This is a genomic window from Parasaccharibacter sp. TMW 2.1888, assembly GCF_023167265.1.
In the GTDB taxonomy this organism is placed as follows: Bacteria; Pseudomonadota; Alphaproteobacteria; order Acetobacterales; family Acetobacteraceae; genus Bombella; species Bombella apis.
In genome coordinates this window covers 1,893,195-1,915,491 of the sequence record NZ_CP030979.1, presented here as the reverse complement: position 1 = coordinate 1,915,491, position 22,297 = coordinate 1,893,195, and the positions used below count along the sequence as shown (strand labels likewise).

The 22,297-nt window shown below is 56.7% G+C and carries 28 protein-coding genes; 23 read left to right on the top strand and 5 right to left on the bottom strand.

Annotated elements, in window-relative coordinates:
• Window positions 1-25 precede the first annotated feature (25 nt).
• The 4 genes from DTQ13_RS08710 to DTQ13_RS08695 form a co-directional block, all read right to left on the bottom strand.
• Window positions 26-352 carry a hypothetical protein gene (locus tag DTQ13_RS08710; protein WP_248460593.1) on the bottom strand — a complete coding sequence of 109 codons (327 nt, stop codon included), beginning with the start codon at window positions 350-352 and terminating at the stop codon, window positions 26-28.
• A complete protein-coding gene (locus DTQ13_RS08705) occupies window positions 349-627 on the bottom strand; it encodes a hypothetical protein (RefSeq protein ID WP_248460592.1) in 279 nt (92 codons plus the stop codon). The genes DTQ13_RS08710 and DTQ13_RS08705 overlap by 4 nt, the downstream gene beginning before the upstream one ends.
• Entirely contained in the window at window positions 624-968 is a 345-nt protein-coding gene (locus DTQ13_RS08700) for a hypothetical protein (RefSeq protein ID WP_248460591.1), read from the bottom strand. Before DTQ13_RS08700 ends, DTQ13_RS08705 begins: the two co-directional genes overlap by 4 nt.
• Before the next feature lie 183 nt (window positions 969-1,151).
• On the bottom strand, window positions 1,152-1,607 hold the full coding sequence (locus DTQ13_RS08695; protein ID WP_248460590.1) for a helix-turn-helix transcriptional regulator: 456 nt from the start codon (window positions 1,605-1,607) through the stop codon (window positions 1,152-1,154).
• Window positions 1,608-1,929: 322 nt separating this feature from the next.
• On the opposite strand from DTQ13_RS08695, the gene DTQ13_RS09250 reads away from it, so the two are divergent.
• Together DTQ13_RS09250 and DTQ13_RS08690 are read left to right on the top strand one after the other, a co-directional pair.
• Entirely contained in the window at window positions 1,930-2,136 is a 207-nt protein-coding gene (locus tag DTQ13_RS09250) for a helix-turn-helix domain-containing protein (protein WP_349815523.1), read from the top strand.
• Window positions 2,133-2,765 carry a hypothetical protein gene (locus DTQ13_RS08690; protein WP_248460589.1) on the top strand — a complete coding sequence of 211 codons (633 nt, stop codon included), beginning with the start codon at window positions 2,133-2,135 and terminating at the stop codon, window positions 2,763-2,765. Before DTQ13_RS09250 ends, DTQ13_RS08690 begins: the two co-directional genes overlap by 4 nt.
• A 119-nt stretch (window positions 2,766-2,884) precedes the next feature.
• Here the strand turns inward: DTQ13_RS08690 and DTQ13_RS08685 are convergent, their stop codons facing one another.
• Window positions 2,885-3,136: a hypothetical protein gene (locus DTQ13_RS08685; RefSeq protein WP_248460588.1), complete on the bottom strand. Its 252-nt coding sequence runs from the start codon at window positions 3,134-3,136 to the stop codon at window positions 2,885-2,887.
• Between the two features lie 49 nt (window positions 3,137-3,185).
• Between DTQ13_RS08685 and DTQ13_RS08680 the strand changes: the two genes are divergently transcribed.
• From DTQ13_RS08680 to DTQ13_RS08580, 21 genes are all read left to right on the top strand, one after another.
• On the top strand, window positions 3,186-3,872 hold the full coding sequence (locus tag DTQ13_RS08680; protein WP_248460587.1) for a KilA-N domain-containing protein: 687 nt from the start codon (window positions 3,186-3,188) through the stop codon (window positions 3,870-3,872).
• Window positions 3,869-4,351 (top strand): single-stranded DNA-binding protein, encoded by a 483-nt coding sequence (ssb, locus tag DTQ13_RS08675; protein ID WP_248460586.1) that lies wholly within the window; start codon window positions 3,869-3,871, stop codon window positions 4,349-4,351. Before DTQ13_RS08680 ends, ssb begins: the two co-directional genes overlap by 4 nt.
• Before the next feature lie 429 nt (window positions 4,352-4,780).
• Window positions 4,781-6,271 (top strand): DEAD/DEAH box helicase, encoded by a 1,491-nt coding sequence (locus DTQ13_RS08670; RefSeq protein WP_248460585.1) that lies wholly within the window; start codon window positions 4,781-4,783, stop codon window positions 6,269-6,271.
• Window positions 6,268-6,585: a VRR-NUC domain-containing protein gene (locus DTQ13_RS08665; protein WP_248460584.1), complete on the top strand. Its 318-nt coding sequence runs from the start codon at window positions 6,268-6,270 to the stop codon at window positions 6,583-6,585. The genes DTQ13_RS08670 and DTQ13_RS08665 overlap by 4 nt, the downstream gene beginning before the upstream one ends.
• Window positions 6,585-7,433: a bifunctional DNA primase/polymerase gene (locus DTQ13_RS08660; RefSeq protein WP_248460583.1), complete on the top strand. Its 849-nt coding sequence runs from the start codon at window positions 6,585-6,587 to the stop codon at window positions 7,431-7,433. The genes DTQ13_RS08665 and DTQ13_RS08660 overlap by 1 nt, the downstream gene beginning before the upstream one ends.
• Window positions 7,430-8,692 (top strand): virulence-associated E family protein, encoded by a 1,263-nt coding sequence (locus tag DTQ13_RS08655; RefSeq protein WP_349815522.1) that lies wholly within the window; start codon window positions 7,430-7,432, stop codon window positions 8,690-8,692. Before DTQ13_RS08660 ends, DTQ13_RS08655 begins: the two co-directional genes overlap by 4 nt.
• 713 nt (window positions 8,693-9,405) lie before the next feature.
• Window positions 9,406-9,753 carry a winged helix-turn-helix domain-containing protein gene (locus DTQ13_RS08650; protein ID WP_192848134.1) on the top strand — a complete coding sequence of 116 codons (348 nt, stop codon included), beginning with the start codon at window positions 9,406-9,408 and terminating at the stop codon, window positions 9,751-9,753.
• Window positions 9,750-10,196: a hypothetical protein gene (locus DTQ13_RS08645; RefSeq protein ID WP_248460581.1), complete on the top strand. Its 447-nt coding sequence runs from the start codon at window positions 9,750-9,752 to the stop codon at window positions 10,194-10,196. The genes DTQ13_RS08650 and DTQ13_RS08645 overlap by 4 nt, the downstream gene beginning before the upstream one ends.
• Window positions 10,189-11,688 (top strand): terminase, encoded by a 1,500-nt coding sequence (locus DTQ13_RS08640; protein ID WP_248460580.1) that lies wholly within the window; start codon window positions 10,189-10,191, stop codon window positions 11,686-11,688. The genes DTQ13_RS08645 and DTQ13_RS08640 overlap by 8 nt, the downstream gene beginning before the upstream one ends.
• A gap of 287 nt (window positions 11,689-11,975) precedes the next feature.
• Window positions 11,976-12,248, top strand: coding sequence for a hypothetical protein (locus DTQ13_RS08635; protein ID WP_248460579.1), 273 nt, complete (start codon window positions 11,976-11,978; stop codon window positions 12,246-12,248).
• Window positions 12,249-12,451: 203 nt separating this feature from the next.
• Window positions 12,452-12,655, top strand: coding sequence for a hypothetical protein (locus DTQ13_RS08630; protein ID WP_086431865.1), 204 nt, complete (start codon window positions 12,452-12,454; stop codon window positions 12,653-12,655).
• A gap of 55 nt (window positions 12,656-12,710) precedes the next feature.
• Window positions 12,711-14,402, top strand: a complete 1,692-nt coding sequence (locus DTQ13_RS08625) for a portal protein (RefSeq protein ID WP_248460578.1) — start codon at window positions 12,711-12,713, stop codon at window positions 14,400-14,402.
• Window positions 14,403-14,408: 6 nt separating this feature from the next.
• A complete protein-coding gene (locus DTQ13_RS08620) occupies window positions 14,409-14,675 on the top strand; it encodes a hypothetical protein (protein ID WP_086431867.1) in 267 nt (88 codons plus the stop codon).
• Between the two features lies 1 nt (window position 14,676).
• A complete protein-coding gene (locus DTQ13_RS08615; protein WP_248460577.1) occupies window positions 14,677-15,138 on the top strand; it encodes a hypothetical protein in 462 nt (153 codons plus the stop codon).
• A complete protein-coding gene (locus DTQ13_RS08610) occupies window positions 15,138-15,746 on the top strand; it encodes a hypothetical protein (RefSeq protein WP_248460576.1) in 609 nt (202 codons plus the stop codon). Before DTQ13_RS08615 ends, DTQ13_RS08610 begins: the two co-directional genes overlap by 1 nt.
• Window positions 15,747-15,749: 3 nt before the next feature.
• Window positions 15,750-18,554 (top strand): transglycosylase SLT domain-containing protein, encoded by a 2,805-nt coding sequence (locus tag DTQ13_RS08605; protein ID WP_248460575.1) that lies wholly within the window; start codon window positions 15,750-15,752, stop codon window positions 18,552-18,554.
• A gap of 352 nt (window positions 18,555-18,906) precedes the next feature.
• Entirely contained in the window at window positions 18,907-19,605 is a 699-nt protein-coding gene (locus DTQ13_RS08600) for a hypothetical protein (RefSeq protein WP_248460574.1), read from the top strand.
• 145 nt (window positions 19,606-19,750) lie between these two features.
• On the top strand, window positions 19,751-20,437 hold the full coding sequence (locus tag DTQ13_RS08595; protein ID WP_248460573.1) for a hypothetical protein: 687 nt from the start codon (window positions 19,751-19,753) through the stop codon (window positions 20,435-20,437).
• A gap of 16 nt (window positions 20,438-20,453) precedes the next feature.
• Window positions 20,454-21,575 carry a major capsid protein gene (locus tag DTQ13_RS08590; protein ID WP_248460572.1) on the top strand — a complete coding sequence of 374 codons (1,122 nt, stop codon included), beginning with the start codon at window positions 20,454-20,456 and terminating at the stop codon, window positions 21,573-21,575.
• Window positions 21,572-22,009, top strand: a complete 438-nt coding sequence (locus tag DTQ13_RS08585; RefSeq protein WP_154981516.1) for a Bbp16 family capsid cement protein — start codon at window positions 21,572-21,574, stop codon at window positions 22,007-22,009. Before DTQ13_RS08590 ends, DTQ13_RS08585 begins: the two co-directional genes overlap by 4 nt.
• A 7-nt stretch (window positions 22,010-22,016) precedes the next feature.
• Complete coding sequence (locus DTQ13_RS08580) at window positions 22,017-22,292, top strand: hypothetical protein (protein WP_248460571.1); 276 nt, start codon at window positions 22,017-22,019, stop codon at window positions 22,290-22,292.
• The last annotated feature ends 5 nt before the right edge of the window (window positions 22,293-22,297 follow it).

Below are 22,297 nucleotides of genomic sequence, written 5' to 3'. Positions count from 1 at the left end.
TCGTTTTACTTGACGTTTTTGAGCTTTACTTGCCCATGGCCTCGGCAAGGCGCCTGTCGTAATAAGCTCCGATTTCGTCCTGCCGTTTATTCATGTCTGTGATGCCCATTTCATCCTCATAAAGGGATTGAGACATCTTCCCCCTGAGCGTGTCCAGTGCCGTGAAAGCCACATAGTGCTCGTCTTCCATGCGCTCACTGGTATAGTCATTTCTTTCCAGAATATCCGCTACACGGCTTATCAGGGCCAGCACAGCGAATGAAGACGGATGACGGTCTCGTTCAACCCGCTCCAGCAGGCCGTTGTCAGTCGGGCGGTTCTGATGGGCGATCTGCTCGGAGATCATGCTCATGGCTCATTCCCCGCACGCACTGAAAGGGCAGTCAGAACCTCGGCAAGTGCCGCCGTGTTGAAAGGACCGATTGCCGGGAACGAGGCCTCCGTGATCGGCTCATTGCGCTCATATGGGTAGGTCAGGCTGTCGATCAGCCTTTCCATTGCCAGCATTGCCTGCGTCAGCTCATTCCTCTCGCTGATCGTCAGGCCGGTTCCCTCTGACACTATCTCCAGCTCGTCATGGGCTGCTTTGATGCGGGTTAGGGCTGTGTTCCTGCTTTCGGGTGTCATGATGCCCCTCCCAGCTCATCGACCGCAGACAAAATGGACCGCTGTGCATCCCTCAGACGTTCCTTTGCTCCCTCCGGTAGCCGATCGTTCCCGACTGCCCAGCGCAGGACGCACCTGACGGCATCAATCGTGTAGCGGCACATTTCGGGTGTCCCATACTGGGCTTCCCAGCACATGGTCAGCCCATAAACCGTTATCCGGTCTTTCCCCGCCGGGAACCCTGACCGCAGCATATCGTGTATCTGATCGAGGGCCTCTGCGTTGGCCCGGTCAACCTCGTCCTGCGTATCCACCTCATCACCTCCGTGTTTGTGTGGTGCCTGAGGTGAATGTATGTGCATCTTTGCACACTGTCAAACATTATTTTGCAAGTTTGCACAAAAGTCTATGAGGGGCCCTCAAACATTGCACAAAAAAACCGCCCCGAAGGGCGGCTTAGGAGAGAAAATGATGGAAGGGGTATGATTCGAGCGGTTGCCACGCATCAGACGCTTCCGCCAATCCCGCATGAATCAATGATCCTGCTAGCGTCTCTGCCACTTGGCTGCGACTTTCCCCTTAATTTCTGCCCTGTCCAGCGTAATTTCCTGCGGGCAATAGATCGGGTTTGCGCTAACCACCAGAAGCTTCTTTGGATCACTGTCCAGAACAAGCTGGAGATGCTTCACAACGAGACCGAAACCAAAATCCAGAACATACACACCATCGTGCGTGAAATTACGCAGGGACGTGTCAATGACGATCTTCTCACCGGGCCTGTAATCTGGCTCCATTGAATCCCCTTCAACGGTGATAATCCGCAGAGAGCGGGGGTTATTACTGATAGCAAGAAGGTCGATCAGCGGTATCATCCACTGACGCTCTTGTCCCCCCATTTCATCAACCAGAACACCGTCACCAGCCGCCGCCCTGACATCAAGTTCGGGAATTGCCACCAAGCCGTGCGTGCCGTCTAGGTAGCTCTCCTTGGGATGTGCCATACCCCCAGAGCGAACCACTTCTGCATCAGGCATCTTTTCCCCAGTCAACCTCTCTACCGCCTGAGAAACCATAAGCAATGTCCTGTGCGTAGGGGCGCTTTGCGGTGACGCTCCCATTAACCTGGTTAATGTAGATTCTGCGAAACCGGCTTCTCGGGCTAAACTGGAGGCGTTGAGTCCAGTCATGTCCATCGCCAGCTGTATACGCCTGCGAGCGTCGATGATTTCCTGTCTCATGATGTGCATAGTTGCACCTTTCCGGGAAAAGTCTATTTGAAACTTTGCACTTTATTTTGTGCAAGTTTGCATATATCATGCACATATGAGCAAAATCCTGACCATATCTGAGATCGAGCGACGAGCCAGATCGTGCGGCATCTCTCGTTCAGAACTGTGCGAGAGGGCCGGTATATCGCCCTCCACGTACACCCGTTGGAAGAACGGCACGTCAACCCCGCTCGTCAAAACGTATGAGCGGCTGATCGCCGCAATAGACAAACCTGACCCCACCCAGAGGAGCGCACCATGAGCCTGAGTGAAAAAACACGTCTTGAGCTATTGGAGCTAACGTTCCAGTTCATCACGGACAATTACCGCATAAATGGGGAACGCATTGAGACTGCCCGCCAAGTTGCCGAATTCTACAGGGTATTAGAGGAAGTCCTCTCCCTTAATCCCACTTCCCGCAAACTTGGAAAAATTGGGCAAACTTCCCCTTTTTCTTTTTGGATCAGCGAGAGGGCCTTCGTTCCGTTCTGCTTCCTCAATAAGGGAATTGGCACGCTCCAAAAGCTCATTTGCAGAAACTTTCTCGCTTTGATTTTTCAAAAATTCGGCCAAGGCAATGACGGTTCGCATTCTTTCGTAAATAGAAACAGTCACTGTGCATCTCCTTCTTCTGATGAACAGCACCCTGCGGACTCACACTCCACTGGGCGCACAGGGAGCGTAGCAGTCTCCACTGAGCAGCAGGCAGAGCTGGAAGAGCAGGGCAGCCATGACTGGATGGAAACGTCCGTCATCCCATTCATCAAACGGCTCTCTGATGCTGACCTTGCGGCCATCAATGCCGGTGTGATCCCGACATCGCTCATGAAGCTGATGGGCCGGGTTGCCTACAACGAAATCGAACGCCGGAGGGAACGTGATGAAACGTAAAAACGGAACCCTGCGGGCCGCACGGCTGGCCTGCATGGATATGGATGAAGGCCTGCCCCGCAATCAGGTCTTTGACCGCTTCCTGCAATATCATGCCTGGATCGTGCGGGGCACGGGCTTCATTTCTGCTGAAGACGCCCGACGAGCCAGCCGTGCCATTCGGCTTCGGTCATGGTTGGCAGGTCATCAAAGAAGGCTTGTACGCTCAGGCGTATGGCATCTGGGCCGCATCCTGTTCTCGTGGTTCGCCGCATCACCTCGTCCGGAATGGCCGTGCAGTCGTACTGCGTGTCCACGAGGCGCACATCCAGCGTCACCAGAAACATCGGGCCGACACGCTCGCTCTTCATGTCTGCGATGTGGAACTCCATCAGCCTCACTCCCTGCCGAAACAGCCACCCTGCCAAAAGGACATGCACGATGACCGCCACCACTCTTACCATCATCTCCACGGCCATCAAGCAGGATGCCGAGGGCCGCTTCTGCCTGAATGACTGCCACCGGGCTTCTGGGGGAGATCCCAGCAAAAAACCATCCGAGTGGGCAAGAAATGTCCAAACCAATGAATTGGTGGCAGAAATCAGCCAAAGTGGGAATTCCCACTTTGCTCCGTTGGAGACAAACCGTGGCGGCAACTCTCCCGGCACTTATGCCTGCCGTGAGCTTGTCTATGCCTACGCAATGTGGATCAGTCCGTCCTTTCATCTGAAGGTCATCCGGGCCTTTGATGTGCTGGTGCGGGGCAATGTTCCGGCTCCGGCAGGCCGTGCCGTCCCCAGGCCACGCAGGCCCTCTCTGGCAACCACATTCCAGACCGGCATGAAGCTGGCCAAGACGGCCGGGCTTGAGGGAGGCCATGCCCAGAAGGCTGCCGCCCGCTACTGCGAAAGACTGGGGCTGGAGAACCCGCTGGAACTGATGGGCATGGCACCGGACCGGGACAGCATGGGCGTATCCTTCGCAGATGTTATCCTCTGGTTCTTCCAAGGGATGGGTAATGATGACATCCAGTACTTCGCCCAGAACGAGGTGCCAACCGCTTATCGTTCCCTCGCCCGTGATGAGTGCAAGCGGCGTGGTTTCCCCGTTGGAAGGGGGCGCAGATGACCAGCAGCGTTAACAAGGTCATTCTGGTGGGAAATCTTGGGCGTGACCCGGAGGTCCGGAACACCCAGTCCGGCAGCAAGATCGTCAATCTGGCCATCGCCACAAGCGATACATGGAAAGACCGCAACACGGGTGAGAAGCGTGACCGCACGGAATGGCACCGTGTGGCCATTTTCAATGAGCGTGTCGGTGATGTTGCCGAACGCTACCTGCGCAAGGGCGGCAAGGTCTACATCGAGGGCGAACTCCGCACCCGCAAATGGAAGGACCAGCAGGGTGTGGAGAAGTACACGACCGAGGTGGTGATCGCTCAGTACCGTGGCGACCTCGTGCTGCTCGGAGATGGGCAGGGCCGGACCAACGGTCAGCCCAGACAATCCACCAGCCAGAACAATACCCAGCGTTACCAGAGCGGGAGCTCGATGAGTGATGCCGCTGGATGGGGCGACCAGACGCTTGATGATGAAGCGCCATTCTGAGTGAGGCAAAAATGACCAAAAACAATCGCAGCATATGGACCGATGAGCGGCGCCGTTTCCTCACTTCCCTGAAACAGGCTGGCCTAACGCATCATGAAGTTGCTGTCCGAATGGGGTTGACGTTCTCTCAGGTCTGCTGGGGCTGGAAACTATGCCGGGAGAATGCTCCGGCCCGCAAAGTCGTTAAAGTGGACGCTGCATTCATCCGCAAAGTATCCGTTCTCAGAAGTCGTGGTCTCTATCGGCATGAGATAGCTGGAAGGCTTGGTGTTCCACTATCCCGTATAGACGCTGCCATATCATTGGGGCGTGAGCGGGGAATGGACATGGAAGTCAATGCCCGAATTTACAGTGAGAGACAGCAGAAGCACGGAATGCGCTCAAGAACACGTGTGTAATACGGCCTCTCATTACTGAGCTTTAAACAAAATGATCACATTACGAGACTATCAGGAACGCCTGATCAAACAGGCGCAGGAGGCGTTTGCGTCCAACATCCGGCGGGTTCTCATCCAGCTGCCTACTGGTGGTGGCAAGGGGCGCATCCTGCCACGGCTGGCCAGACTGCGGGCCGAGACCGGACGGCGTGTCCTCATCGTGGCCCATCGGGCGGAGCTGATCGACCAGATCAGTGCGGCCCTGGATGATGAAGGACTGATGTATGGCCGTATCCAGCCCGCACATCCCCGCATGGATTTCCCTGTTCAGGTCGGCATGGTGCAGACCGTCTCACGGCGGCTGAAAACACTGCGGGACTTTGACGACATCATGGTCGATGAAGCGCACCACATGCCAGCCGGTCAGTACACAGCAATGCTCAAGGCGTGGCCCAATGCTGCCCTTACCGGCCTGACCGCAACGCCCATCCGCACCGATGGGGCCGGTCTTGGTGACTATTTCGACCAGATGTTCTGCGGCCCGACCACGGATGAGCTGATACGGCGTGGCTATCTGGCCGGGTTCGACTACTACATGCCCTCCCGCCAGCTGGACCTTTCTGGCGTGGGGAAAAGCATGGGGGACTATCAGCGTGATGCCGCCATGCGGGCCATGACAAAGGCCCGCATCGTGGGCGATGCCGTGGCGCATTACCGGCAACATCTCAACGGACGCCCCGCCATCGTGTTCTGCATGGGCGTAAAGCACACCCACGAGGTTGCAGCGATGTTTTGTCAGGCGGGCATCAAGGCGGCTGGCGTGGATGGCAGAATGGAAATGTCCCTGCGCCGGGAGAGGCTGGCTGGTCTGGCCTCTGGTGACCTGCAGGTCGTCACGGCGGCGGACGTCATCAGTGAAGGCGTGGACATTCCTGCCGTGGCGGGGGCCATCCTGCTGCGCCCCACGGTGTCCACCAGCCTGTATCTACAGCAGGTCGGGCGGGCTTTGCGGCTGAAACCAGATGGAAGCCGGGCGATAATTCTTGACCATGTGGGCAATGCTCAGCGGCATGGCATCCCAACAGACCCCCGTCTCTGGTCGCTGGATGCGGAGCAGCAGAACGGCAAGGCCCAGAATGTCGTGACCTGCAAGCTGTGCCATAGGGTCTTCCATGAAGGCACGGCCCGGAAGATTGCCGGTGCCGAGTGCCACCGCTCCCCCTGCGCCATCCTGAAGCCTGAGCCCAAGGTGACGGAGGAGAAAACCCCTGATGTGGTGAAAGGAGCACTGGAAGCGGTTGCTGATCGTTGGGCATGGGCCAAGGGCATCGACCCGTATGTCGCCCAGGGGCCAGAGCTGACTGCCCTGATTGCCCATGCCGGGGCAGACAAGGAACGGCTGGAGATGATCGCCCGTGCCCGTGGCTACAAGCACGGATGGGTTCGGCATCGTCTCCGTGCCGCTGGAGCCAATATCCCCCTGAACCGATGGGAGAAACAGCAGGCTGCGAAGAAGCCTGCACGGCAGGAGGCACGGGTATGAGACAGAACCCCGAAACCATCATCATGAACGACATCCTTGTCGCCATTACCGCCCTGCCCTGCGCCTTCTTTGAACGGTGCAACACGGGAGCCGCCAGAGGATCCAATGGCCGGCTCATCCGGTTCGGAACACCCGGCTCACCGGACATCCGGGGGACCTACCGGGGCCGGTCAATCGCCATTGAGGTGAAAACAGCACGGGGACGGCTGAGCAAGGAGCAGGAACGCTGGCGGGATTCATTCGTGGAGGCAGGCGGCATCTACATCGTGGGGCGGGATGTTCCGGGTGTCATGGCGGAACTGGAGGGAATGTAATGCCCATCCCACCAGACATAGAGAACGTGGCCCTGCTGGGATGGCATGTCTATCCGATGAACAACCGCACAAAGGCAGGGTGCTTCAAAGGGGCCCATGCTGCGGCCAGCTGCGATCTGGATATCATCGAACGCTGGTGTCGGGAGTATCCCGGCTGCAACTGGCGTGTGGTGACGGGGCCGTCCCGGCTCTTTGCGCTGGATGTGGACCGGGCTGGAAAGACCCACAAGGCAGACGGATTTGCGGCCCTGCGTGGTCTGGTAGAGAAGCATGGCCCCCTGCCCCCACGACCCATGACACGCACCGGTGGTTCTGGCGGTGCAGTGCTTTTCTTCCGGCATAATGGAGAAGAGCTGAGGGGTGCATCAGGTTGCCCGGCTCCTGGGCTGGACCCGCACCGCAACGGACAGGCCATCGTCATCCCTCCATCACGCCATCCGATAACTGGCGGGGCCTACACATGGCGGCGGGGATGCGCTCCATGGGAGGTTGCGCCTCCCCCCATCCCCGACTGGCTGGCCCACATGCTGAGGCCCCCGCCGGAGCCTGAGCGGGATTACAGCAGGAACCCGTTCTACGTCACGAATGACCGGGCCTTTCAGGTGCTGATGAAGGCCGTCCATGAGGTCGAGACGGCACCGTCTGGCGGCAGCAATGATACGCTGAACAAACAGTCATATCGCATAGGCCGCTGGTGTGGTGCTGGGGTGCTGGACCCATCTGAGGCCCGTGAGAGCCTGCTAGTGGCAGCACGGGCACGAGGTATCCCCTTCCGGGAGGCCAGAGACACGATACGCTCCGGGCTGCGGGGCGGCATGAGAAACCCACACAGGGAGCGCACGGCATGAGCAATGTAACAAAAATGCCGGAGCAGCAGGGTATGAAATGGCAGGCCGACCTAACCCGTACTGATAAGGGAATGCCTCATGCAAACGTGCATAATGCAATGGTTTTCCTTCGTCACCTCCCAGAGGTTTCAGGGTTAATGCAGTTAAATGAATTCACCTGCGCTACTCTGACAACACGAGAGCCGCCCGCTCTTATTTCTGATGGCCCTACACTGTCCGGACCGTATCCACGGCTAGCCACTGAGGCTGATTACACAGCCGTTCAGGCTTTTCTTCAGAGGCGTGTAGGTGTCAACTTCACTTTTCCTGTTATATCCCAGGCGATCAACACAATGGCATCATCACAGACTATTCACCCAGTAAGAGAATGGTTGTCTTGCCAGCAGTGGGATCTTGAACCACGCCTGCGTTCCTGGCTTTCCATCGTGTTTGGCTGTCCTGACGACAAATACCATGCTGATGTCGGCATGAAATTTCTCGTAGCCGCTGTCTCACGGATATACCGGCCCGGCTGCAAGTTCGATTATGTTCCCGTATTCAAGGGTTCCCAGGGCATTGGGAAATCTACCGCCCTACGGGTTCTGTTCTCGGATGAGTGGTTCAAGGAGGACCTGCACAAGGACCTCGGCAGCAAGGACGCCGCAGCCGGGCTGGTAGGTGCCTGGGGTGTCGAGCTGGGCGAGCTTCAGAGCATGATGAAATCCTCCATTGAGGACACGAAGGCCTTCCTCTCCCGGCAGGTGGACAAGTACCGCCCGGCCTACGGACGGCTGGAGGTCGTGCGTGAGCGGCAATGCGTCTTTGCTGGGACGACAAACTCAGATGGCTATCTGACGGACAGCACGGGCAACCGGAGGTTCTGGCCGGTGGACTGTGAAAAGGCCGACGTGCAGTGGCTACGGGACAACCGTGAACAGCTCTGGGCGGAAGCGGTGCATTATTTCAGGCAGGGCAAGACGGAGCTGTATCTGGACGATGATGCCGTCCGCCAGATGGCCGAGCGCAAGCAGGCTGACAATATGGTCGTCGATGCGTGGGAAGAGCCGATCAGGGACTGGCTGGAGCAGCGGGGTTCGCTTGTTGATGAAGGTGTGACCATCCATGAGGTTCTCGCTCATGGAGTCGGTGTGACCAACGAACGCATGACCATGGCCCAGCAGAGACGGGCAGGAGACGTATTGCGTGCTTTGGGACTTGAAAAGAAGGACAAGAGAATAAGGGGGAAAGGTATCCAGAAAATATGGTTCAAGAAGGAATGAATGGGCAATTTCCCGCCCATTTTTTTTATCAAACATGTTGCCCGTGTTGCCCCTTTTGTTGCCCCTGTTGCCCGTATTTTTTTCGCAGTTTTCTGCCTGTGTTGCCCCTGTTGCCCCTTAATTTATAAGAAATGGCATGAAATTTCTTAATAAGAGTATGATTATCCTTCTTATGGTTAAGATGGGCGAAATACGGGCAACAGGGGCGACATGGCAGTTTTCAGACGTTTTTACGGGCAACAGGACGGGCAACATAGGGGTAACAGACGGGCGACATAAAGTTCACCCATGGTCACGGAGAAACATTCGCTCATACACTTACATAATAAATGAGATTAACCGCAGAAGCAGAAACGCAGAAAAGTATGTAAAAAGCATCAATAATTGCAGAAAATGTTGTATTTTTCGGTTGTATATTCATATACTTCGACAATGTTATTATAATAAGAAATATCTCAATAATTAATATTGCTATATCATACCCAAGGTGATGCGGACCTTTCGAGCAGCTTAACATATATGCTATATCAAATATCACCTTCATTAGAAAAATTATATTTATAATTGCCCATATGCGAACAATGGTAACGTAATTGAACCTCATGACAAATCTCCGAAATCAGATTCCCTGCGTATCTCTAATTATAAGGTTATAAGGCTTCTGTCCCTTCTCCTACCCCATTATTTTGAGGCGTGGCTTTATGGAGGAAACAATGCCACGCCTGACGTTCGGACAGATACAGCTCGACAGTGAAACACAGATACTCAGCACCCCGAGGGGTTCAGTTCGTCTGGCGAAGAACGACTTTCTTGTCATGCAGGCAATCATGCGTCGGAACGGGCGTCTGGCATCGGTCTCGGAGATTGCTGAAGAAGTCTGGCAGTATCCCCGCAATGAGCCTGAGTTTTCCAACGTCGCCGTGCGCCGTTCCATCAAGAAGCTGCGGGGCTTCATGGAGCTGACCGTAGGATCCCAATGTGCAATCCGATGCGAGCGGGACTGTGGATATTATCTGGTTGATGAGCGGCGTGAAATGACTGCCGTGGAGAACGTAGCATGAGCCGTACTGATGACAGGATGAACAGGTCAACGCGCGTATTTCTGGATACTCTGGCAAAATGTGGCAACATCTCCATGGCGGCCAAGGCGGCTGACCTGTCACGCCCTGGACTGTACGCTCGCCGTGAGCGTGATGAACAGTTCGCCCGTGAGTGGGATGAGGCGATGGACCGGGCCATCGACACGTTGGAAGCAGAGGCATGGCGGCGTGCACGGGATGGCGTGCCGGAGTTCGTCACGACCGGGAAAGGTCTGGTGCTGGACAAGGAAGGACAGCCTGTCACACAGAACCGCTATTCTGACACGCTGCTCATCACCCTGCTCAAGGCCCACAGGCCTGAACGCTATAGGGACCGGGCCAGCGTGGACATGAACGTCACGGGCAATCTGGCAGAACTGATTGATGCCGGCCGAAAGCGGGCACAAAGGCGTGACGATGGCTGACATCCAAACCCAGCTTGCCGAGGCCGTGGCATCCTACGCCCTGGACCCTGAAGGTTTCGTGCTGTTTGCGTTCCCATGGGGGGAGGCTGGGACTGATCTGGCTGATGCTGATGGTCCCCGTGCATGGCAGCGTGACATTCTGCGCTCCATCGGGGAGAAGCTGCGGGCCGGATATGAGCCGGGTGCCGTGCTGATGCCTGCCCTGCAGGCCGTGGCGTCCGGCCATGGGATCGGCAAGTCCGCCCTCGTCTCCATGCTAACCGCATGGGCACTCTGCACATGCCCTGATACCAAGGCTGTCATCACGGCCAATACCGAACCACAGCTGCGAACGAAGACATTCCCGGAAATCTCAAAATGGTTCCGGCTGCTCATCTGTTCACACTGGTTCAAAGTGCATGGCATGAGCATCCACAGCACCATGCCGGGCCACTCCAAGACGTGGCGGGCCGATGCCGTGACGTGGTCAGAGACGAACCTTGAGGCATTCGCCGGGCTGCACAACGTGGGTCGGCGCATCCTGCTGATTTTTGATGAAGCCAGCGGCATCATAGACCGTGTCTGGGAGGTCGCAGAAGGTGCCCTGACCGATGAGGGTACCGAGATCGTCTGGTGTGCGTTCGGGAACCCTACGCAACCTTCTGGCCGCTTCTTCGAGTGCTTCAACCGGCAGCGTGACCGCTGGTCTGGCAGGCAGGTGGACAGCCGGACGGTGGACGGCACAAACAAGGCCCTGTTCGAGCAATGGGCGGAGACCTACGGGGAGGACAGTGACTTCATGCGGGTGCGTGTGAAAGGCCAGTTCCCACGGGCCGGAAGTATGCAGTTCATCGGCACGGACACGGTGGCAGAGGCAGCCCGGCGTGAGGTGTCCGCCATCATCACCGATGCGCTGGTCATGGGCGTGGACGTGGCCCGCTACGGGGACGACCAGAGCGTGATATTTTTCCGCAAGGGGCGTGATGCCCGCATGATACCCCCCATCTGCCTGCGGAAGGTGGACACGATGCAGCTTGCCGCCCGTGTGGCTGATGAGGCCCAGCGGTACGGGGCAGATGCGGTGTTCATTGACGGCGGAGGCGTCGGGGCTGGCGTGGTGGACCGGTGCCGCCAGCTGCATGTCAGGGGCCTGATGGAAGTACAGTTCGGGGCCAGGGCGGACAGGGCCAACTACGACACCAATTCTGAACGATACGCCAACAAGCGGGCCGAGATGTGGGGCACCATGCGGTCATGGCTCCAGACAGGCGGCATACCAGACGACCAGACGCTTATGACTGACCTCTCAGGCCCATGGTACTTCTTCAATCCCCGCAACGAGATCGTTCTGGAGCGCAAGGAAGACATGAAGAAGCGTGGGCTGGCAAGCCCCGACATGGCTGATGCGCTGGCCCTCACTTTTGCCTATCCTGTGCTGAAGAGCCATCAGGCTGGAGGACCTTGGGGAGGACGTCCGCAGCAGATGCAGGATTATGATCCTTGGAACAGGTAGGTAAAATATTTTTTCTCTCTGGCAAATAGAATATATTATCCATAAAATAAAGAAATCTATTTAAATTCTCAGACGTTAAGTGAAAATTTGATAAAATCAAAAAAAATACAGGAGAAAACACAACAAAGAACAAAGTGATCATATAATAACAAATTCCTAATAGAGATGCGTTGCCAATCTTATAAAGAAACTCATACTTGTCTTGATTCATCACATTCAGCATAGGTTTGATACTGAATACAAATAACGAGCAAAAATATACACAACCTGCATTAATAAAGTATCGTATGACTTTATCAAAAAATGATTTAAAACTTTCAAATGTTACCCCTTTAATATTTCTATACGTTATAATATCTGCTATAAAACCGATTGCCGATAAGAATACCAACGAAGAAACGATCTTCACTATATCCAAAGGAGACAACATTATTTTAAGAAAAGAAATAAATAATACACCGTTAACGACAGACTCATTACCAACAATAAATATTAATAAAAACACCGAAAATAATATGAAAAACATTATAAAATACAATAATTCTCTTCTCACTTTTTGAATCAAAGCTACTTGACATGAATTATCTTGCGTTGCTCTGATAACATGACAAAAAAATTTATAAGCTGCATAAGTTATTACTAATAGAATTAATATTCTAATCATTAGATCGCACATAGGACATCACCCTTCCTAAGATTTTCCTCTACTAGAACATACTCAAGAACACACCAGAATTACAAACGCCCCGCACGATAGCCAATTATGTGCTCATCTGCTCCACACCTCTCCACCCCGCTCCCTACTCCGTCCCCTGCTGCTCAGGTCACGCAGGCGGGCAAGCAGCAGTCGCAACAGGCTACCAATGCCGCAAAGCTGGCTGGTGGTTTTGGCAGCACCTTGCTGACCGGATCGCAGGGCCTGACCCAGACGAACAACAGCGCACCGAAGACGCTGCTCGGCGGCTGAAATGGCCCAGCGTCCCGTCACAACGCATAACCCGTTAATGCGTGATGAAGCAGGCATGCAGTCCCTCCGTGACGAGGCGGACCGCAGGCTCGTCATGCTGCGTTCTGACAGGCTGGTCTGGCGGGACACGTGGCGGGAGATCAGCCACTATATCCTCCCTACACGGGGCCGCTATTTTCATGTGCCGAACCAGTCCAGCCGAGGGCGTGTCAAAGGCCCACAGATCGTGGACAGAACAGGCAGCATTGCGCTGGGCAATCTGGCGGCCTTCCTCATGGCGGGCATCACGTCCCCGGCCCGTGACTGGTTTAGGCTGGAGACGAACAATGACCAGCTGAATGACGATGACCGGATCAAGCGCTGGCTGTCCGACACCAAGTCCCGCCTCCAGCGGGTGCTGGCAACCGGCAATTTCTATGCCGCCATGAGCCAGACCTACGAGGAGCTGGCCGGATTCGGCACGGCGGCCTGCATCATCCTTCAGGACTATGAAGATATCGTCCGATTTTATCCCCTCACCGCAGGGGAATACTACCTCGCCCAGAATGACCGGGGCGAGGTCGATACCCTGTTTCGTGAATACGTCCAGAACGTGGCCCAGATCGTCCAGCGGTTCGGGCTGGAGAACGTGTCTCCTACAGTCCAGTCTCTCTGGGAGAGCCGTCAGCTGACGGTAGAACTGCCCATCGTCCATGCCATCATGCCCAACAGTTCACGTATTGCCGGGGCATTCGGCTGGCAGGGGGCACCCTATATCGGTATCTATTATGAGTACGGCAACGATACACACCCCGCCCTGCTTATCGAGGCCTATCCCCGCAAGCCCTTCATTGCGCCCCGCTGGTCCACGGCCAGCAATGACGTGTACGGGCATGGCCCCGGTGAAGACGCCCTGCCGGACATCAAGTCGCTACAGGTGGCGCAGGTCAGGCTGGCCGAGGCGATCGACAAATATGCCCGTCCTCCCACGATGGCCGATGCCTCATTGCAGGAGAGCATGGTCAATCTGCTTCCGGGCGGACTGAACTTCATTCCGGGCCTCAATGCCTCCGGTTCCGGGGCTGGCATCCGGCCCGTCTATCAGGTCAGCCCGAACGTCACGCCGCTGCAACAGCGCATTGCCGAGTTTCAGGACCAGATACGCAAGACGCTGCGGAATGACCTGATCCTGATGGTCTCGCAGGGCATGGAGACGACCCAGCCCGTGACGGCGGCTGAGATCAATGTCCGGCAGCAGGAGAAGATGCTCACTCTCGGCCCGGTGCTGGAGCGGTTCCACAACGAGGCCCTGGACCCGATCATCACCACGACGCTGGAGATCATGGAGCGCCACGGCCTCATCCTGCCCCGTCCTGATGAGCTGAACGGTCACAACATCAAGATCGCCTACAGCTCCATCATGGCACAGGCCCAGCGGGCCACGGAGACGACCGGCATAGAGCAGATCGTCCGCTTCGCCGGGTCTCTGGCCGGTGCCGATCCGTCCATCATGGACAACCTGGATCTCGATGCCGCCATCGACCGGTATGGCGACCTGCTGGGTGTGGACCCGTCCATCCTGAGGGACCCGGATTTCGTGGCCCAGCAGAGGCAGCAGCGGGCCTATCAGCAGCAACAGCAGCAGATGGCCGAACAGGCGCAGCAGATGGCAGCCGGGGCCAAGACGCTCTCCGATACGGATGTGGGAGGCGGAACGAACGCCCTGCAGGCAATCATGGGCAGTTTTGCAGCAGGTTCACAGGGGTGACAGGGAATGACGATCGACCCGCATGATGAGGAACAGATCAGGGACCATGGACGCCGCCGCCGGGCACGGGCCACGCAGGAGCAGGCTGACATTCAGGCCGTTCTGGAACTGCCGGAGGGGCAGCGTCTTCTCCGGCGCATCATCGAGGCCACAGGCCGGGACCGTGCCTCATTCGTTCCCGGAGATACGGGTGCAACAGCCTACCGTGAGGGACAGAGAAGCATCGGCATCCAGCTGACAGACTGGATGACTGACGCCGTTAGAAAGGCCTGACATGCTCACATTCCGCTTCGCAGAACCGGACGATGCCGACCTGATTGCACCCATGCTTCGCCGGAATGATGCGCTCGAGGTCATCCGGGCCGGGCATGGCCACATCCTCCCCGCCATGCGCCGGAGCGTGGCGGAATCACGAAATGGCGGCATGGCAGGCCTGTTTCTGGATGACGGACAGCCCGTTGCTTTGTTCGGTATCGCTCCAAAGATGGATGTTGGCATCCCCTGGCTGGTCGGGACTGATGCCATCAGCCGCCACCAGAAGGTCTTCCTGCGGGAGACACGCTTCTGGGTTGACCAGTGGCGGCAGCAGCACGCCCTGCTCATGAACCATGTCGATGCCCGTTACACCGGGGCCATACGCTGGCTCTCATGGCTGGACTTCACCATCGGCGCACCACAGCCGCATGGGCTGGACGGCGCCATGTTCTGCCGTTTCGAGATGAAAGGTTTTGCCTGATGTGCGTCATCACCGGCACCATTGCCGCCATCGCAGCAGGTGTTTCCGCCGCTGCCAGTGCCTCTGGCGCACTCATTGCCGCTCAGGGTCAGGCGGCATCGAACAAGGCGCAGGAAGAGCAGAGCCGCCAGCAGGCCCAGATTGCCTCTCAGGCATCGCAGAACTCCATCGACCAGGGCTATCTGAACGCACAGAGGGACTACCAGCAGGGCGACCAGCATCTGGCAGCCCAGCGGGCCTTCATGGCGGCAAATGGCGTGGATACGTCCAGCGGGTCCGCCCTCGACGTGCAGCAGTCCACAGCCCGCAATACCGGCCTTTCCGTGGGGACGGACCAGTATGATGCCAGTACGCAGTCCACGGCCTACAGCAATCAGGCGATCTCCTACAACAATCAGGCCCGCATTGCCGCAGCCGGAACGCCTGCCGCATGGGCCTCCGGTGCGCTTGGTGCCACGGGGTCACTGGCGCAGGGCGTGTCCGCCTTCGCCCCGAAATGGAACGACATGGCCAGCAGTGCCCGCTCCTCCTTCACTGATCCATTCAGTGGTAACGGCCACACAATAGCCGGTGCCTCCTCCTCCACCCCATCCCCATGGAGGGCGTAATCCATGCCGCAGGTTCCTTACACGGATGACCTCTACAAGCTGCCGGACAGGGTCACAGCGGGCGGAACAGAGGTACTGAACGTCCCCAATTATGGCGGCATGATTGCCCGTGGTCTGGGACAGTTTGGGCAGGGTGCAGGCGATGTGGCAGATGCCGCCTTCCGCCTGCAACGGCAGGACGACATCACCGCCGTGCAGAACGCCATGAACAGCCTGCGTGAACAGGGCAAGGTCGTACAGTACGGAGATCCGTCAGACCCGATGAAGCCGGGTTTCCTCGGCCTGAAGGACAAGGCGGCACTGGATGCGTGGCAGCCAACGGCTGACGGTTTCAGGCAATATCAGCAGTCCCTCATGAACGGCCTGACACCCGCACAGCAGCGCATCTTCGCCCAGGAAAGCGAGCCTTTCATGAATGGTGCGCTGGGCAGTCTGGCCGCCCACGCCGCCGGACAGCGGCAGAGCTATCAGGACAACGTGCAGGATGCCACGCTCTCCTCCCTTGCCAGCAGCGGGGCCGCCAACAGCGACAACCCGGCAGCGTTCGCCAATGCCTACGCTCAGGGCAGGCAGAGCATCATCGCCCGCAATGCCACGCTGGGTTACGGGGCGGACCATCCTGTCACGCTACAGAACATCCAGAAGTGGAATGACAGCTATTTCCACACGGCCATCATCACGGCGGCCCAGAAGGGCGACGCCATCAGTGCCCGGAACATGCTTCTTTCCAACGAGAAGAACATGTCCGCTCCCGCCTTCGCCCAGACGATGGCCGCCATCCGGCCCGAATATGACAGGCAGGTCGGGGACAACCTCGCCAATGAGGTCTGGAACGATCATGGTGGACCGCAGGCCGTGCCGGCCGATGCCGACCCGTCCGCCACCATGCAGAACATGCTGCTTGCCGAAAGTGGCGGGAGGCAGAAAGATAAAGATGGCAACACCATAACCTCTGGCAAGGGTGCCATTGGCATATCCCAGATGCTCCCGGCTACGGCAGAAGAAACGGCCCGGCGCATCGGCATCCCGTGGGATGAGAACCGCTTCCTGCATGATGAGAATTACAACCGTGCGCTGGGGCAGGCCTACTTCCACCAGCTCTGCGACAGGTACGGCAACAACCAGACACTGGCCTGTGCCGCCTACAATGCAGGGCCGGGAACGGTGGACAGATGGCTGAAGCAGTATGGCGACCCACGCACCGGGGCCATCAGTGACGAGCAGTTCGTGCAGGCCATACCCTATGCCGAGACGCAGCGTTATGTCTCCCGGGTGGCCTCCGCCCTCTCCCGCAATGTTCCCGCCCCGTCTGCCACGCCACCTGACCTTTCCGCCAAGCTGGCAGAGATCCATCAGGTGGCGCAGGAGCGTGGCTATGGGCAGGAAATTGAAGATCACGCCATGTCCCGGGCCATGCACAACAATGCGCTGTGGGAGGCTCAGACACGGGATGCCAGGGCGTCCCTGCATGGGCAGATCAATGACCTTTCCGCCGCCTACATGGACGGCAACACGCAGGATCAGGTGCCCGAACAGCAGATCAGGTCGCTCTACCAGCCGGATGAAGCTGACCGCATCGTCTCTGGCCTGAATGAGAGGCGGCAGGCTGGCCTTGCCCTCAACGCTCTGAAATGGGCCTCTCCTGCACAGGTCGGGTCCTACATGCAGGCGTCTCAAGCCGATCTTGGTGATGCGAATGTGGACGACTATACCACCCGTGCCCAGATCAATGCCCATCTCCAGCTTGCCATGACCAGACGGGCGAAGGCCCTCAGGGATGACCCGGCAGGCTATGCCGCCGGGCACCCCTCCGTGCAGCAGGCATGGCAGGACTACCAGCAGAACCAGACGCCGGAAGCCTTTGAGGCCTATGCCGGAAAACTGCGGGCCGTGCAGCAGATGATGGGCGTGGCCAGCCCCCGCTATCTGACGGACGATCAGGCGCATGGCATCATCACCGGTCTTTCGGACATCGACCCGACAAAACAGGCAATCGCCCCCATCATGGACGGAATGAAGCAGCATTACGGCAGGTCGGCATGGAATGGCATTCTGGACGAGCTGGTGCAGAAGGGCCTGCCCGCCCCCTATGCGGTCATTGCCGACATGGACACGCCACAGCAGGGAGCCGCACGGGCTGTTCTCCAGCGTAATATCCAGACCGGGACGGATGACCTCAAGCGTCTGGCTGGGCCTGATGCAGCCCAGCTCAATGCCACGGCCAGCAACGACCCTGTGGGCAACAGTCTGGCCGACCTGCGCCAGACCATGCTCCTCCAGCAGGGCGGACCAGCCAGCTACAGGAACTTCTATGACACGGTGAAGATGCAGGCTCTGGGCTATATGGGCAAAGGCATGAACGTGAATGATGCCCTGGCTCAGGCCCGCAAGGACATGGTGGACCTGAAGTATGACACGTCAGGCTACCTGCGGACCCCGAAGGGCGAGATGGACACGACACAGGACGCCCTCGCCACCTTCATGTCCCGGCTGACGCCTGATGATGTCTCGGTCAAGCCACTGCCCGGCGTCAGTGAAAAGCTCTCCAACGAGCAGGTGCTGGCCAATGCCAGAGCATCCGGCAAGTGGGTCTCCGTTTCGGACAACAGCGGCTACAGTCTCGCCATTCCCAGCAAGACAGTCCCGGGAGAATGGCAGTACCTGCAGGGGAAGGACGGCAACCCGATTGTTGTCCAGCGCGGCGACATCATGGCCGGACGGTATTCCAGCCCGTATGACTGGCAAGCCCAGCGTGATCTTGAACTCCTAAGAACTGGAAAGAAGCGGCATATTGGCGGTGATTATTAAGTGTTCTCCGCCCCGTCTAGGGTTTGGGGCGGGTTACTCAGCCCCTTTCAGTATATCCGTTACGAGGGAAAACTTCTTCTCCAGCATGGACAACAAGACCATGCCGGGGCCGGTTCGCCTGCGCCTACCCTGCTCCCAGTTCAATAGCGTACCCTCTGCAACGCCAATGGTCCGGGAGAACTCGGACGGAGACAGAACCGTTCTATTATGAATTTATCAACCCTCAATTTTAAGGGCAACTACACCTGCAGCGAACAACATTACCTTTACATGAGAGAAAAATATAAACAAAATGGGGTACCCGACGCCTCGCCAATGAAGGCGTCATAAATATGAGCCTAGGAAGATAACAATGAACAGGATAGAACTTGTTGATTTATTTAGTGAACCATATGATGAGAAAGGGATGGGAATATCAAGCTATGATGAAGCAATTTCTTTCTTCCATAATAATATAAATTGGGGTGGGTCAATCTTCAGAGAACTTCTCAATAACAACATACCTTATAAAGAAATTTTTGATAAAAATACTCATAATAAATCATATCACCTTGAAGAATACAAAAATGCATACACCTGTTATTGTAAAAGCCATATGGAATCCAACTTCTCAGAATTAGATGCTGCCATAGAAAAATGCGGCTCTTTTCTATCAGAAGGCCAAATTTTATTTCACGCAGGAACATTAAAAAATGCAAATGGTAGTCCCCTTAACACGGGAAGTACAATGCGCTTATATCGTCCGCTTTCCACCTCTTTTTCACCTGAACCAGCTTATAATAACGCCCTTCACAAAAGTAAAGCATATGATAATGTGGAAATATGCCTCATAAAAATCACAATAAAGAGCCAAAATATAAAAGCTTACGTATACGGGGATGGAGAGTTTAACCATGAATTCGAAGTTATAATAAAATCAGGCCCGAATATAATTATAAATAATATTAAGACTATTAATCATATAAAGGTAGAAAAAATGCTAGACCCAACTGTAAGACCTTTAGAAAATTGGGTTCCATATAAATTTATTGAAGCTTCAATTGAGCAATGAAAATTTTATTTTTATCTTTCTATAATTATCTTCATACGGATATAGGCAAAAGAAATTTTTCCCATACCTATTTGCCTCATAAAGACACACCAGAATTACAAACGGCTGCCACACTTGCCTCCATCACGAATGATGGAGTGCATGTATGCCATCGGAAACCCCGACATCTGATGCACCGGCGACTGATGCCGGGGCCGGTCAGACCACGACAGAAGCGACAGACAACACCAGCCTGACGGGAAATGAAGTCCCGTCTGGCGAAAAGAGCGATACAGCCGCTTCTGGCGAGAAACCTGCCGAAAAACCGGCAGAGAATGAAGAGGCCGAGGGCGAAGACAGGCCCAAGGCCCCTGAAAAATACGAGTTCACCCCGCCCGAGGGCATGGAGATCGACAAGGAAGCCCTGTCTTCCTACGAGGCTCTGGCCCGTGAGCATGGTCTGTCTCAGGAGCAGTTCGATGCCATCACGAAACACGGGCTGGAGTTCTTCCAGAACCGCCTGACCGGACTTGCCGAACAGCACGCCTCCATCCAGCAGGGCTGGCGTGACACGGCCCTGAAGGACAGGACGCTTTCCGATGGCGAGAACCTGAAACCCGAGGTCATGCAGAACGTGGCCAACGTTTTCAGCCAGTTCGGGGGTGAGAAAGACGCCCTCCGCAAGGCTCTGGTCGAGACCGGGGCGGGCAATCACCCTGCCGTCATCCATGCCTTCAATGCCATCGGCAAGGCCCTGGGAGCTGCACAGACGCCAGACCGGGGGAAACCCGCCAGCGAGCTGAAAGACAACAGCTACGAGGCCATCGCCCGCCGCCGTTATGGCTCCAACTGACAAGGACAACTGAACCATGTCGCTCAACAGCAGCACATTTCTGACACTGGCCGACTGGGCCGCCCGCCGTGATCCGAATGGCGGCATTGCCGATACCGTCAACCTGCTCTCCCAGACCAACGAGATTCTGGACGACCTCATCTGGAAGGAAGGCAACCTGCCAACAGGCAACAAGACGACCGTCCGCACAGGCCTGCCAGCCGCTACATGGCGCATGCTCAACTACGGTGTGCCCCGTGGCAAGTCAACCACCGCACAGGTGACGGACACATGCGGGATGCTGGAAACCTATTCCACCATCGACAAGGACCTCGCCAAGCTTGAAGGCGATGTCGCCGCATTCCGCCTGTCTGAAGACCTCGCCTTCCTTGAGGGCATGAACCAGCAGATGGCCCGCACCCTGTTCTATGGAAACGAACAGAAGGACGTTGCTGCCTTCACAGGTCTCTCACCCCGATTCAACACGCTGGATATCAGCAAGGCACCGTCTGCCGCCAACGTGATGGATGCGGGCGGTCGTGGCAGCACGAACACCTCCATCTGGCTCTGCTGCTGGGGGCCTACAGCGGGCTTCGGCATCTTCCCGAAAGGATCCGTTGCTGGTCTCCAGCAGAAGGATGTCACGACTGATGCGCCCATTCTGGACGAGAACGGCAACCCGTATCAGGCCTACCAGATGCACTACAAATGGGACTGCGGCCTGACCAACGGCAACCCGTATCAGGCCTACCAGATGCACTACAAATGGGACTGCGGCCTGACCATCCGTGACTGGCGGTATTTCGTCCGCATCGGCAACATCGACGTGCCAAAGCTCACTGGTCCCGATGCAGCCAACCTGATCGCCCTGATGGCCGCAGCCTGCTTCAAGCCGCCGACCATGCCCAGCTCCGCCTCCAACGTGCAGTCCGCCACACGGGCTACGGGCGGTACGCCGCTCTCCTTCGGTCGCCCGGTCTTCTATGTGAACCGCACGATTGCCTCTGCCCTGTCGATTCAGGCCATGAACAAGACCAACGTGCTGCTCACGCAGGACCAGTTCGATGGCAAGCCGGTACTGCGCTTCCGTGGCATCCCCATCCGTGTGGTGGACGCCATCATGAACACTGAAGACACCATCACAGGATTTGCATCATGATCACCGACAGACTTCTCAATTTCTCCAACGCCCAGGACCTGACACAAGCTCCCGTCGGGCAGGACACACCCTCCACCAATGCCATCGACTTCTCACAGGCACGTGACTTCGGGCCGACCGAGGGCTTCAAGGTCTGGGTAGAGTTCCCCAACACGCCCTCTCCGAACAGTGGCAGGCTGGATGTGAAGATTCAGGTCTCCACGGACAACCAGAACTGGACCACGCTGGAGGAGCTTCCGGGCATCGACCTCTCCCTCATCGGGCCGGGCAGCCCGTTTGCCGTGCGGGCCAAACCGGCCTTCTCCAACACGCCCTACCGCTACATGCGCCTGACCTACAACCCGGCACAGGCCATGACATCCTGCACGGTGACGGCTGGCATCAATCTCGATGTCCCCGCCCAGATCGCCTACCCCAAGAACTACGTGGCGTGAGGCGATCATGGCAAGATATCGTGTCATCCAGAACAGCTTCATCAACGGTCATTTTCTGACCGTTGGTGAGGAAGTGGATTATGCAGGCATCCCCGGCTTCAATCTGGAGCCGCTGGATGATGAGGCCCGTTCCGCCAGGGAAAAGGCTGGCCAGCTGGCCCGGAGGGACGTGAGCAGCCGGGCCTTTCAGGAAGACCTGACCCGTCCTGACGGTGCGCCATCCCAGCATGATGAACCGGCTGCCGATGAGAAGGCTGGCAAGAAGACAGTCGCAAAAGGGTAAGTCAC